The sequence below is a fragment of the Streptomyces sp. NPDC050704 genome (assembly GCF_040654355.1).
In the GTDB taxonomy this organism is placed as follows: Bacteria; Actinomycetota; Actinomycetes; order Streptomycetales; family Streptomycetaceae; genus Streptomyces.
In genome coordinates this window covers 1-13,704 of record NZ_JBFAHW010000185.1, presented here as the reverse complement: position 1 = coordinate 13,704, position 13,704 = coordinate 1, and the positions used below count along the sequence as shown (strand labels likewise).

The 13,704-nt window shown below is 71.8% G+C and carries 8 protein-coding genes; 5 read left to right on the top strand and 3 right to left on the bottom strand.

Going from position 1 to position 13,704, the window contains the following annotated elements; genetic code table 11:
* The first annotated feature begins 398 nt into the window (after positions 1-398).
* Positions 399-3,818 carry a BTAD domain-containing putative transcriptional regulator gene (locus AB0I18_RS49140; RefSeq protein WP_363112367.1) on the top strand — a complete coding sequence of 1,140 codons (3,420 nt, stop codon included), beginning with the start codon at positions 399-401 and terminating at the stop codon, positions 3,816-3,818.
* A gap of 23 nt (positions 3,819-3,841) precedes the next feature.
* On the opposite strand, the gene AB0I18_RS49135 is transcribed toward AB0I18_RS49140, so the two are convergent.
* Together AB0I18_RS49135 and AB0I18_RS49130 are read right to left on the bottom strand one after the other, a co-directional pair.
* Positions 3,842-5,746, bottom strand: coding sequence for a sigma-70 family RNA polymerase sigma factor (locus AB0I18_RS49135; protein WP_363112366.1), 1,905 nt, complete (start codon positions 5,744-5,746; stop codon positions 3,842-3,844).
* Positions 5,747-5,989: 243 nt separating this feature from the next.
* The gene (locus tag AB0I18_RS49130) at positions 5,990-6,775 is read right to left on the bottom strand and encodes a helix-turn-helix domain-containing protein (RefSeq protein WP_363112365.1); all 786 of its coding nucleotides are present in this window, start codon (positions 6,773-6,775) and stop codon (positions 5,990-5,992) included.
* Positions 6,776-7,153: 378 nt separating this feature from the next.
* Between AB0I18_RS49130 and AB0I18_RS49125 the strand changes: the two genes are divergently transcribed.
* The 3 genes from AB0I18_RS49125 (at position 7,154) to AB0I18_RS49115 (ending at position 11,190) form a co-directional block, all read left to right on the top strand.
* Positions 7,154-8,518 carry an NAD(P)/FAD-dependent oxidoreductase gene (locus AB0I18_RS49125; RefSeq protein WP_363112364.1) on the top strand — a complete coding sequence of 455 codons (1,365 nt, stop codon included), beginning with the start codon at positions 7,154-7,156 and terminating at the stop codon, positions 8,516-8,518.
* 123 nt (positions 8,519-8,641) lie between these two features.
* Positions 8,642-10,303, top strand: coding sequence for a SpoIIE family protein phosphatase (locus AB0I18_RS49120; protein WP_363112363.1), 1,662 nt, complete (start codon positions 8,642-8,644; stop codon positions 10,301-10,303).
* Between the two features lie 56 nt (positions 10,304-10,359).
* Positions 10,360-11,190 carry a methyltransferase domain-containing protein gene (locus tag AB0I18_RS49115; protein WP_363112362.1) on the top strand — a complete coding sequence of 277 codons (831 nt, stop codon included), beginning with the start codon at positions 10,360-10,362 and terminating at the stop codon, positions 11,188-11,190.
* A gap of 94 nt (positions 11,191-11,284) precedes the next feature.
* On the opposite strand, the gene AB0I18_RS49110 is transcribed toward AB0I18_RS49115, so the two are convergent.
* On the bottom strand, positions 11,285-12,559 hold the full coding sequence (locus AB0I18_RS49110; RefSeq protein ID WP_363112368.1) for an MFS transporter: 1,275 nt from the start codon (positions 12,557-12,559) through the stop codon (positions 11,285-11,287).
* Between the two features lie 148 nt (positions 12,560-12,707).
* Between AB0I18_RS49110 and AB0I18_RS49105 the strand changes: the two genes are divergently transcribed.
* Positions 12,708-13,253, top strand: coding sequence for a MarR family transcriptional regulator (locus AB0I18_RS49105; RefSeq protein ID WP_363112361.1), 546 nt, complete (start codon positions 12,708-12,710; stop codon positions 13,251-13,253).
* Positions 13,254-13,704: the final 451 nt, after the last annotated feature.

Below are 13,704 nucleotides of genomic sequence, written 5' to 3'. Positions count from 1 at the left end.
GCACGTTGAAGACATCCGGAAACTCCAAGTGCCAGTGGAAGAACCGGTACTCCCCACTCAGCCGCTCGACCTCCCGATGCGTCTCCTCCAGCGCGGCCGGACGGGCTGCAGGGGCTTGGGCTGGGCTGAGAGGTGCGGGCGGGATGGGGGTGCCTGGGCGGGCTGGGGTGCGCGGACTGCTGGGTGCGCGGGCGAGCTGGGGGTGCGCGAGCGGGCTGGAGGGCAGGGCGCAGCCCGCCCTCCAGGGGCGCGGGGAACTGCGCGACCAGCCACAACGAACCCGCACCCGACGAAGCACCCCACGGGGCCTGGGGCGGAGCCCCAGAAGGATGGGACGGGTAGGGGCGGCGGGGGCGAAAACCCCTGCCCCCAACCACCCCACCGGTGAGAATGGCCCAGTGCGGTACAGAATCCTGGGCATCACCCAGGCAACGGACGACCAGGGCGACGACGTACCCCTGGGAGGCCCCCGACTCCGCGCCCTCCTGACGGCACTGGCCCTCAGACCGAACCGCACGACCACCCCAACCACCCTCATCACGGAAATCTGGTCGGAAAACCCCCCGCACAACGCCCCCGCCGCCCTCCAAGCCCTCATCGGCCGCCTCCGCCGATCCCTCGGCAAGAACGCGATCACCTCGGAGACAGGCGGCTACCGCCTCAACGCCGACCCCGAGGACGTCGACCTGTTCGTCTTCGAGCGCCTGGTCCGCGAGGGCCGCGCGGCCCTGACCGACACCCCCGCCACCGCGGCCCGCACCCTGCGCGAGGCCCTGTCCCTGTGGCGGGGCCCCGCCCTGGCCGACCTCCCGGACCGGACGACGGCGGCGACCCGCCCGGAGTCCCTCCACCAGGAGGCCACCCGCGCGCGCGTGGAGGCCGACCTGCGCAACGGCCACGCCCACGACGCCGTACCGGAACTGAGGGAACTCACCGAGACCCACCCGTACGACGAGCCCCTGCACGCCCTCCTCATCCGGGCCCTGCGCGACACGGGCCGGCACGCGGATGCTCTGACCGCGTACGAGACGGCCCGCCGAGCCCTGGCCGAAGGCCTGGGCACGGACCCCGGCCCGGAACTACGAACCCTGCACGCGGAGTTGCTGACCCCCTCACCAGCCCCCTCGCCGGCCCTCTCACCCGCCCCGCCACCCGAACCGGCCCCCGCGCCCACCCCGACCCCACCCCCACCCTCGAACCCGTACACCGCCGACCCCACCCCGCCAGAAGCGGAGCGAACCGGCAACATCCGCCCCCGCCTGAATTCCTTCGTGGGCCGGGAACCCGAACTCGACGCTATCCGTTCCGAATTGCACAGGGCCCGCCTCGTCACCCTCACCGGACCGGGCGGATCCGGAAAGACCCGTCTCGCCGAGGAAGCCGCCGCCGGACTTCCGCAGGCGTGGCTGGCCGAGCTCGCCCCGCTCGACCGGCCGGAGGCGGTGGTAGGCGCGGTCGTCAGCGCCCTCGGTCTGCGCGAGACCGTGCTGATGACCCACGAGATGGTGGTGCAGCAGAACGACCCGGTCGCCCTGCTCATCGAGTACTGCGCCCCGCGCAGCCAGCTCCTGATTCTTGACAACTGCGAACATGTCATCGACGCCGCGGCCGAACTCGCCGAGACCCTCCTGACCCACTGCCCCGGGCTCACGATCCTCGCGACCAGCCGTGAACCCCTGGGCGTCCCCGGCGAGTCCGTGCGCCCGGTCGAGCCCCTGCTCCCCGATCCGGCGCACCGCCTCTTCACGGAGCGGGCCGCGGCCGCCCGCCCCGACGCCGACCTCACCGACGACCCCGGTGCCGTCGACGAGATCTGCCGCCGCCTCGACGGCCTGCCCCTGGCCATCGAGCTGGCCGCCGCCCGCCTGCGGCTGCTCACCCCGCGCCAGATCGCCGACCGCCTCGACGACCGCTTCCGCCTCCTCACCTCCGGAAGCCGCACGGTGCTGCCCCGCCAGCAGACCCTGCGCGCCGTCGTCGACTGGTCCTGGGACCTGCTCGACGAGCGCGAGCGGACCGTCCTGCGCGAGGTCTCCGTCTTCGCGGGCGGCTGGAGCCTGGAGGCCGCGGAAGCCGTGTGCACGGAGCCCGCGACCGAGATCGTCGGGGCGCTCGTCGACAAGTCCCTGGTCGTCGCGGAGCCTTGCCGACGGGGGGTCAGCGGCATGCGCTACCGCATGCTGGAGACCATCCACGAGTACGCCGCGGAGCGCGCCGCCGAGACTCCCGAGCTGCGTGCAGCGGCCGAGCGCAGACACCGCGCGTGGGCCCGCGCATTCGTCGAGGAGGCCGATCCCCTCCTGCGGTCCGCCGGCCAACTCCCGTGGATCCACCGCCTGGAGACCGACATGGACAACATCCGTGCCGCCCTCCACCGCAGCCTCCTCGCCGCCGACGAGCCGGAAGCCGGTGCCCTCGTCCTCGCCATGGGCTGGTTCTGGTGGCTGCGCAACTTCCGCCGCGAAGGCGCCTCCTGGGCGGACCAGACCCTGCGCCTCGGCGCGGCACTCGACAGGCTTTCCGCCGAGTGCTCCGAGCCCGCCGACATGCTGACGTCGACCGTGCCGATCTGTGAGGGGTGCACCGCACAGGGGCTGCCCCACCTCGACACCGTCGACCCCGTAGCGGCCTACCTCGCCGACCCCGAAGCCGAGAAGGCCCACCCGTCGCACCGGACGCGTATGAGACTGCGCCTGCTGCACCTCTTCCTGATGGTGGAGCTCGGCCTGGACCCGCTGAGCGACGACCGGACGACGGAGTACGTCGCCCGGCTACGGGAAGAGCTGTCGGCGGGCGGCCCGGACGCGGCGACCTTCCCGGGCATCGTCTGGCCGCTGACCGCGTTCATGCTCGGCAGCACGGACGACATCCGGCCCGACCTGGACGCCACCCTGGCCAACTGCCGGGCGTACGGCGGCGACTGGGAGGTCGGCACGGCCCTGCTGTTCCGTACGCACACGGCCGTCGACACCCCCGGCGGTCTGGAGGGAGTCGACAAGGACCTCGCGGAACTGCGGATCATCGCCCGGCGCGCGGGCGACCGCTGGATGCGCGCCCAGGTGGCCAGCGCCCGCGGCGAGGCGGCCATGGCCCGCAGCCGCTTCGACGAGGCGAAGGGGGAGTACGAGGAGGCACTGCGGCTCGCCTACGAGGTGGGGGCACACGTGGAGACGCCGTTCCTCATCGCCCGCCTCGGCGAGGTCGCCTACCGCAGGGGTGACCGAGCCACCGCCCTCGCCGCCCTGGACGAGGCGAGCGCGGCGGCCGATCGCTATGCGGTGACGGACTCCCGGGCGTTCATCCTCCTCATGCGCTCCCAGATGGCCCTCGACGAACGGGACTTCGTCCGGGCACGCGAGCTGTGCGAGGCGGCCCGAGTGGAGACGGACCGCGGCACGCCACCACGGCAGTTCATCGCCGCGCTGAACGGTATCGACGCGGTCGTCACGGCCGCCGAGTCGGGTCCAGGCCCGGGACTGCGCAAGCTGGCCGACGCGTTGCGCGAGGCCGTGGCGGACCGGTGCGCGGAGACGGTCCTCGCGGAACTGGCCGACCGTGCGGCGGGGGTCCTGGCCGAAACCGGCGACCACGCGCGCGTGGTCCGCCTCCTCGCCGCCGCCTCCCGCTGGCTCGGCGACCGCGCGCCCGCCCCCGTGGATCCCCGCCCTTCGCCGGACTGCCGGCGACTGGAGCACCTGGAGGCCACGGCCCTGGCCGGCCTGGGCCGTCGGCGCTACGACGCCGAGCGGTCCACCGGCACGAAGTTCACCTCGGACGACGTCCTACGCGAACTCACCGAGGCCGCCGCCCATCACTGACACCGCCGATCACGACGTGCGCGTCACCGGCACCGGAACCGCGACTCGGCCCAGTCGGCCAACGCCACCGAGTCGAAGGGGGAGTGCGGTTCGACGACCAGGCGGATCGTTTTCCTGCCGGTCAGATCCACATGTACGGGAACCGCCGGGTGACCGCCCTGAATCAACTCCGACCGCCACATCCGGGCCCCGTCCGCGAACACGGAGAACCGCACCTGACCGAGCCCCATCGTCATGTCGTCGACCCCGACCACCGCGTCGTACGAGGAACACGTGCGGTTGAGATCGATGGTGACCGAGGACGTGCCGTGCACGGTGACGCCGTTCGCGTACCGCTTGCCGCCGATCGACATGCCGTACCGCTGCCAGACCCAGCTGCTCTCACCGAGCCGCATCTCGGGCTGGGTGCCGTCGCCGGTGATGCCGTACTCCAGCTCGTTCCACTGGTAGTCCGCCGGGGGCGGCGGGGGAGGAGGCGGGGGCTTCGGGGGCGGTGTGGGTGTGGGCGTGGGCGTGGGCTTCGGTGTGGGACTCGGCTCAGGGGTCGGGGTGGGCTTCGGCGTGGGGGTGGGCGTGGGACTCGGCGTCGGAGTCGGCGACGGCGCGGGTGCCAGTACCGCCGGCTGCGGCGCCGGCTCCCGCTTCGGCGGCTTCGGGGAGGGCGAGGGAACCCGCGGTTCGACGACGGACGCGGGCGGCGGCGGCTCGGCTTCGGGCTTCTTGGCCTGGTCGTTGTTCATCAGCGCGTACGCCACCACGGCGGCCGCGGCCGCCGCGACGACACCCGTCGCGATACCGGCCTTCGCGGGCGCCCCGAGCCCTTCGGCGGCGGCCCCGCCACCGGCACCCGCGCCCCCCGAGCTGCCGCCCGCGGCCGAGGCGGCTCCGGTGGCCCCGGCCGCGCCCACACCGGTGCCGCCGGCGATGAGCGCGACCGCCTTCGCGTACCCGGCGGCCCCGAACCAACCGATGACCGCGATCGGCACGACCGCCGGAATCCCGCCGGCGACTTCCTTGATCTGACCGGCGGCGAGCCGGCACTTGGCGCACTCCTCCAGGTGCTTGCGCAGCCCGCGCTCGGCCCGGGTGCGCAGTCCGCCGCGCGCGTAGGCGCCGAGCCGGTCGGCGTAGCGCGCGCACTCCTCGTCGGTGGTGAGCGTGACGCTCACATGGGCCTGGAGATACGCCTGCTTGAGGCCCTCGCGGGCTCGACTGGCGAGCACGCGCGTGCCGTTCGCGTCCAGCCCGAAGAGCGTGGCGACATCGCTCGGCGACTCGTCCTCGACCTCGGTGTGCCACAGCACGGCCTGCCAGCGCTCCGGCAGCGACCGGAACGCCTGCATGGCCATCGACTGCTCGGCCTCGTGCATCGCCCGCACGTCCGCGCCCAGGTCAAGAGTGTCGTCGTCGGAGACCTCGGGGCTCCGCGCGGCCTGCGCCGCGAACACGGCGAAGTCGTCGACCAGGTGCTCCCGCCGCGCCGACTTCGTCCAGTGGGCCGCGACGCGCCGGACGCTGGTCAGCAGATAGGCGCGTACGGCGTACTCGGGGCCACTGCCGCCCCGTACGGCCTGGAGCATGCGGGCGAAGACCTCGGCCGTGAGGTCGTCCGCGGTGTGGGCGTCCCGGCAGCAGGTGCGCGCGTACCGGCGCACGGCGTCCGCGTGGCGCCGGAACAACTCCTCGTACGCCGTGTCGTCGCCCGAGCGCATCCGCTCGATCAGCTCGGCGTCCGCCGGGGGCAACTCGATCGGAGGTGGCAGCACGCTGTCGGCGCGCCGCTCGCGCTGCGGTGGAACGCTGCCTTCCGGGGTGCCCTCAGGGGCGCCCTTCGAGGCCCCTCCCTGGCTCGGCACCTGCCGCGACGGCAGCCCGCCGGCCTCCGAACCACCGTCACCGAGTGACTCGTCCCGCCCGTCAACACTCATCGCGGAAAGCCCCCGCCTGCACCCTCGGACCCGAACACCGGGAAAGAGTGACACAGGGACCCGCCGCCGTTACCCGGAGGAACGGACAACCACTCGTCCGTGGGGATTTGCCGCACCGGAGCGCTAACGTTCACCCCTACGGGGAAGGCTCAACGGCCTTCCGGCGCCCCGCGGCGGCGGACACACCCGCCAAGCTCCCGGAAACACCCGTGCGCGGGTGCCGGAGCACCCGCGCCGGGCGTCTCACACCGGACGGGACCGAAGCCCCTCCAGCAGGATGTCTAGCAACCGCGCCGACGCCGCCGCCTGCTGAGCGGCATCCGGCAGCGAGGGCGCCGCCGTGGCTATCACCAGCAGCACGTCCGCCACCGTCACGTCCGTACGCAACTCGCCCGCCGCGCGCGCCCGCTCGACGAGCCGGCCCACGACCTCGAGCAGCTGGGCCGCCCCGGTGTCGTCGTCGGCCGCCACCGTCTCCTGGACGGACACCGGCCGCTGCTCCACGAGCCGCAGCTCCGGAGCGGCCGGCTGGGACCGCTGCTGCGGTACGCGCGCCTCGTCGAGGACCGTGCCCTCGGCGCCCTCGTCACCGACGCCGACCCGCAGCACCTGCGGCGGCAGCAGCCGCCCCGCGCCCGAGGCCACCGACGTCCGCAGGAAGCGCGAGAGCGCCGACCACGGCTCGTCCTCCTGGCCGAGCGCCGAGCGCGCCTGATCGGTCAGCCGGGAGGTCTCCTCCTCGGCGATCCGCCGTACCAGCACGTCCTTGCTCGGGAAGCGCCGGTACACCGTGCCGACACCCACCCGCGCGCGCCGCGCCACGTCCTCCATCGGCGCGCCGTACCCCAGCTCGCCGAAGACCTCACGTGCCGCGCGCAGGACATGTTCCAGATTGCGCTGTGCGTCCACGCGCAACGGCGTCGAGCGCGACGCGTCTCCCGCGCCACGTCCGTTCCCCGCCGCCGCGCCGACCACGCCGCCCGATGTGATGGCAGACGCGGAAGACCAATGAGACTCCTGAATGTGCATACGCGTTCCCCCGGTAATGACGTCTCCCCCCGGAGACTCTCCCCGTCATTGACAGCCGGAGCGAGCGGAACAGCCTGCGCCGTACGACCCTGTCGTACGGGCCCGTCGAGCGCTTCCCCCTACACCCCGATGACACACGAACATAGTTGAGTGAGGGTCAATTCAGAAGGGGCAGGTTCCGCACAGAGCGCCCCCCGATCGGAGTACGGGGCGGTTACGTCCCGGTTGCGCCCCCTACTGCCACCCCGCTCACACCCGCTGACCTGCGAACCTTCCCCGCACTCCGGCAAAACGGCCGCCTCTGTACGTCTCGGGCGACCGGTCACACAAATTGTCGGGCCTGTGGACAAACTCCGGTCGCCGTTGCGTCATAGGTGAGTGAAGGAACGTGCGCGCATTCTCGTTGTCGGCGGCGGCTACGTCGGGATGTACACCGCCCTGGGACTCCAGCGGAAGCTGAAACCCGAGCTCAAGCGGGGCGACGTCGAAATCGTCGTGGTCACGCCAGACCCATATATGACCTATCAGCCGTTCCTGCCGGAGGCGGCCGCCGGCTCCATCTCACCCCGCCATGTCGTCGTACCCCTGCGACGCGTCCTCGACCAGTGCCGGGTCGTCATCGGCGAGGCCAGGTCGATCGACCACGCCAAGCGCGTGGCCACCCTCGCCACCCTCGCCACCGAGGAGGAGGGCACCGAACCGGAACAGCTCTCGTACGACGAACTCGTCCTCGCCCCCGGCTCCGTCTCGCGCACCCTGCCGATCCCCGGGCTCGCCGAGTTCGGCATCGGCTTCAAGACCGTCGAGGAGGCCATCGGCCTGCGCAACCACGTCATCGAGCAGATGGACATCGCCTCCTCCACCCGCGACCCCGCGATCCGCGACGCCGCACTGACCTTCGTCTTCGTAGGCGGCGGTTACGCCGGAGTGGAGGCGCTCGGCGAGCTGGAGGACATGGCCCGCTACGCCGCGCGCTACTACCACAACGTCAAGGCCGAGGACATGAAGTGGATCCTCGTCGAGGCCTCGAACCGGATCCTCCCCGAGGTCGGCGAGGAGATGGGCAAGTACACCGTCACCCAGCTGCGCCGCCGCAACATCGACGTACGCCTGGAGACCCGCCTCGACTCCTGCGCCGACCGGGTCGCCGTCCTCAGTGACGGCGCACGCTTCCCGACCCGGACGGTCGTGTGGACCGCCGGAGTGAAACCGCACCCCATCCTCGCGGCCACCGACCTGCCCCTGAACGAACGCGGTCGCCTGAAGTGCACCGCCGAGCTGACCGTGGACGGCGTCACGCACGCGTGGGCCGCGGGAGACGCGGCGGCAGTACCCGACGTGACCGCCCAGAAGCCCGGCACGGAGACGGCCCCCAACGCCCAGCATGCCGTGCGCCAGGCCAAGGTCCTCGCCGACAACATCGCCCACTCCCTGCGCGGCGAGCCCCTGGACACGTACTCCCACAAATACGTCGGCTCGGTCGCCTCCCTGGGACTGCACAAAGGCGTCGCGTTCCTCTACGGACGCAAGGTAAAGGGCTACCCTGCCTGGTTCATGCACCGCACGTACCACCTGAGCAGGGTGCCGACCTTCAACCGCAAGGCCCGTGTGCTCGCCGAATGGACCCTTTCCGGGCTCTTCAAGAGGGAGATCGTCTCCCTCGGCTCGCTCGAACATCCCCGTGCGGAGTTCGAACTCGCGGCCGGTGGAAAGCCTCCCCAGGACCCGAAGGGGTCGTCCTGACCGGACCCAGGAACTCCACCGGCGGGACCGGCGTCTGACGGATGTCGGTCCCGTCGGACACACTGGTCCACGACCATGGGCGGCCGACCGCTCGCCCTTCAAAAACACGAGGCCTGTCCCACAGTGAACTTCACGCGCTGGAGCGCCCGGCTCCCCGGAACGCAGCGCCGCGCCGCAGCGCGGACCGACGGTTCCCCGACGGCGCTGCCCCCGGAGAGCTCCGTGCCCGCGGCACGCGCCGAGCGGCTGACCGACGGGTCCGCTCCCGCGCCCGCGGTCGACGAGCTGCCGGTCCGCGAGGTCCTCGACCGCATCCCGGCCCTCGTCGCCCTCGTCCACGGCCCGGAGCACCGCCTGGCGTACGTGAACGACGCCTACGTGACGGCCTTCGGAGCCCGCCCCGTCGGCGAGCCCGCGCGCGACGCGCTGCCCGAACTGGACGAGGTCGGCCTCCTGCCGCTCCTCGACCAGGTCCTGCGCAGCTCCAAGCCGCGTACCGTCAAGTCCCGCAAGGTCCCCGGCGGCCGCTCCTACACCTTCACGTGCACACCCATCCCCGACCCCGTCGATGGCTCGGCCATCCCCGAAGGGGGTGGCGTACTGATCTTCGCCGCCGACGTCACCGACCACGCCGAGGCCGCCGAGCGGCTGCGCGCCAGCGAGCGCCAGCAGCGCGAGACCGCGGTCACCCTCCAGCGCTCCCTGCTGCCCCAGGAGCTGGAGGAACCCGACGACCTGCGCGTCGCCGCCACCTACCACCCCGGAGGCACCGAGGCCGCGGTCGGCGGCGACTGGTACGACGTGATCACCCTCGGCGGCGGCCGCACCGCCCTCGTCATCGGCGACGTCATGGGCCGCGGCGTCCGCGCGGCGGCCGTCATGGGCCAACTCCGCACCGCCGTCCGGGCCTACGCCCGCCTCGACCTGCCCCCGCACGAGGTCCTCCAACTCCTGGACGGCCTCGCCATGGAGATCGACGCCAACCAGATCGCCACCTGCGTGTACGCGGTCCACGACCCGAACGAGGGCCGCCTGGTCTACGCCTCCGCCGGCCACCTCCCGATCCTCGTACGGGACGAGAGCGGCACGGTCCTGCGCGCCGACGAGCCCACCGGGCCCCCGCTCGGCACCGGCGGCTGGATGCACTCCTCCGGCTCGGTGCCCCTCGGCCCCGGCTCCACGGCCGTGCTCTACACCGACGGCCTGGTCGAACGCCGGGACGCCGACCTGGACGAGGGCATCGAGTCCCTGGAGCGCGCCCTCGCGGGCGCCACGGGCACGCCCCAGGTCGTCTGCGACCGCCTGGTCCGCTCGATGGGCGTGACGGCCGAACACGACGACGACGTGGCCGTCCTCGTCCTCCAGCACCCCGCCCGCAAGGGCCCCGACAGCGAACTCTTCCGCAACGCCGCCCTGGAGCTGCTCGGCGGCGTAGAAGCGGCCCCACGCGCGCGTGCCTTCGCCTCCGGCGTCCTCACCAGCTGGCGCTTCCCGCCCGACCTGCACGACCTCGGCGTCCTGGCCGCCAGCGAACTCGTCGCCAACTCCCTCCAGCACGGCACCCCGCCCATGCGTCTCAGGCTCCGCCGCACCGACCGCCGCCTGATCGTCGAGGTCACCGACGGCGACGACCACCTCCCGCGCCGCCGCCGCGCCGAACCCGCCGACGAGTCCGGCCGCGGCATCGCGATCGTCGCCACCATCGCCTCGAACTGGGGATCGCGCCGCACCCCGGGCGGCGGCAAGGCGGTGTGGTGCGAGTTCGCACTTCCGCGCAGCACCTGACGACCGGGCCGCGCGCCATCTGGTCGTCTTCCGCCCGCGGTGCTAGTAGCTCACTCATGGCTAGCTCACCCAAGGCAGACGAAACGGGCTTTCAGCTCAAAGGCAGCGCTCCCGAGCGCTACGAGGAGTACAGCGCGCCCATCATGGCGCCGTTCGTCGAGGCGGTGCTGGACGCCGTGGACCTGTGCCCCGGGCACCAGGTCCTCGATCTGGCGGCCGGTACCGGCTTCGTGGCCCGCGCGGCGGCCGCCCGGGTCGGCCCCACCGGCCACGTCACGGCCACCGACTTCAGCGAGGCCATGCTCAAGGTGGCCGCCGCCCACGCACCCCGCATGTACCCGGACATCGAGTTCACCGTAGCCCCCGCAGACCGTCTCCCCTACGCGGACGACACGTTCGACGCGGTCGTCTGCCAGCAGGGCGTCCAGTTCTTCCCCGACCTGGGCGCGGCCCTCGTCGAGGCGTCCAGGGTCCTGCGCGCCGGCGGCCGGTTCGCCGCCACCGCCTGGGCCGCCTGGGACCGCTCCCCGTACTTCACCGCCCATCACCGGGCCCTCACCGAGTACGGCGGCCCACCGGCCCTGGAGCCCTTCGCCATGGCCTTCTCCTGCCCCGCCGAACGCCTCACGGCCGCCCTCACCGACGCGGGCTTCCACGAGATCGTCAGCCACGACGTCACCTTCGGCATCACCCTCCCCCCACTCGCCGACTTCGCCCCCGGCCACCTCTCCTCCGTCCCCTGGGGCCAGGCCATCGAGGACACCGGCGGCCCGGAACGCCTCGCCCAAGCGGCAGCCACGATCGCCACGACCCTCGCCGACCACACCAACCCCGACGGCACGGCAACCATCCCGTTCACCTCCACCCTGGTGACAGCGGTCCGCTGAACCCCGCCCACCGACAAACAAGACGGCCGCCACCACGTATCCCGTGGTGACGGCCGTCGTACATCTCTCCCGTGACTTCTCTCCCGTACGACCCTCAGGCCTCGGCGGGAACCGGCTCCGCCGGAGCCCCACCCCGCACCACGACCCGGCTCTTCGCAAGCGACGGCTGATTCTGTACGGGAGTCAGCTGCCGCCCGAGCCGCACCGCCAGGAACGTGATGCCCAGCGAGAACAGCAGGAACGTCACGATGTACGGAGCATGCAGCGAGGCCCCCATTGGCCCGCCCACCGCCGGACCGACCGCCAGCGCCAACTGCTTCACCAGGGCGAAGGCCGAGTTGTACTGCCCCGCCATCCCGCTCGGCGCCAGATCGGCGACCAACGGCGCCACGGTCGGCGCCAGCATTGCCTCACCCAGCCCGAACAGCGCGTACGTCGAGACGAACGCGGCCGTCGCCATGGCCTGACTGCCGTGCCCGAGCCCCGCGTACCCCGCGGTGACCCACGCGACGGCCCAGATCAGCCCCACCGCGGCGATTACCCGCGACCGCCTGCGCCGCTCGACGAACCGCAGCACGGCGAACTGCGCGATCACGATCACCGCCGTGTTCGCGGCGAGCGCCGTACCGAGCGCGGACGTGGAAATCCCCGCCGCCTCGACGCCGTACGCGCTCAGCCCCGACTCGAACTGCCCGTAGCAGGCGAAGAACAGCACAAAGCCCAGCACACACAGCTGCACCATGGCCCGGTTGCCGAGCAACTGCTTCCAGCTGCCGCCCCCGGCCCGCGGGGCAGCCCCCTCGATCTTCGGCGCGCGCGGCACCCGCACGGTCGCCATGACCCCGACGAGCAGCAGGAACATCGCCGCCTCGATCGCGAACAGCAGCGTGAACGAGCTCGCCCGCGAGGCGTCGACGAGATGCCCGCCGATCAGCCCACCGACACCGAGCCCCAGGTTCTGCAGAAAGAACTGAGTGGCAAAGGCCCGCGACCGCGTCTCGGCCGACGAAAAGTCCACGATCATCGTCGCGAGCGCCGGCTGCATCACGGCCTGCCCGGCACCGAGCGCGGCCGCGGCCAGGAGCACGGTCGTCGAACCGCTCGCGAGCCCCAGGCTCAGCGCACCGACGGCGGCGGTGACCAGGGCGGTGAGCAGCACCGGCAGCGGGCCCCGCCGGACGATGGCCCGCCCGGCGAACGGCAGCACTACGAGCGCGGCCACGGCGAAGACGGTGAGTACGAGACTCGCCGTCACCGCACCGAGATCCCGCACCTGCGCCACATAGACGTACAGGTACGGGACGGTAAAGCCGAGCCCGAACGCGCTGAGTGCGTTGCCCACATGGATCCGGCGCATCTCCGCGCCCATCGCCCTGGTCACTTTCACCTGCCTTGATAGGGGAAGCCTTACGCGTGCCTCAGGAGTTAGAGGTGAAGGCTTCGAAGCTAAACTTAGAAGCTAAACAGTACATCTCGAAGGACTTCAACGCCAAGCGAGGGCGTGCCATACTGCGGCCATGGGCGACACCCCCGTCAGCGAGCCGACACTTGAAGAGCAGATCGCCGCGTACCAGCGCGAGTTCCAGGACCTCGACCCCCAGGTCGAGAAGATCGTCTCGGCCCTCGGCCGCCTGAACCGCCGGATGAGCGTCGCCTACGGCCGCCAGACCGCCACCCTCGGCATCAGTAACGCCGAGTGGGAGGTCCTCAAGGCCCTCGTCCTCTCCGGCGGCCCCTACCGCATGGGCCCGAGCGACCTCGCCAAGCGCCTGGGCCTCACCCCGGCCGCGATGACCCACCGGATCGACCGCATGGTGACCGAGGGCCTGGTCACCCGGGCTCGCGACGAGTCCAACCGCGTACGCGTGATCGTCGAGCTCACCACCCTGGGCCGCGAGAAGTGGCTGGAGGCCATGCGCCTGGCCACCGTCTTCGAGGAGGACCTGCTCCAGGACCTCTCCACGGAGGAACGCGGCGTTCTGGGGGAGGCACTGACCCGCCTCCTCCGCCGGGTGGAGCACGCCCAGCCGGACGCCGGCGGCCGACTCACCGACCTTGACTGAGGCCTGAGTTGGGGCCGGACTGACGCTGCCCCGCTGGTTTGCCGGATGGACGCCCGGGGGAGACTTGACACTCCCCTCGCAGATCCGTAAGGTTCTTCGAGTTGCCACGGAGCCGTAACGGTTCTGCGGTAGCACCTCCGCCGCACAAGCGGCACACCAAACCACTAGCGTGATCTCCCAACGGGGTCGAATTCGGCGTGCCCGAATTCCATTCGATTTGGGTGCGGCAGGTCCGATTAGGAACTGCCAAGAGGATCCGCTAACGTTTGAGACGTCGGAACGGCCCAACAGCCGGAAAGACAACCCCAGTTGACTGGGAGTCAGGCCCGAAAGGATCTGCTAGAGTCAGCACCGCTGGAAAGGGAAACGCGAAAGCGGGAACCTGGAAAGCACCGAGGAAATCGGATACGGAAACGGTCTGATAGAGTCGGAAACGCAAGACCGAAGGGAA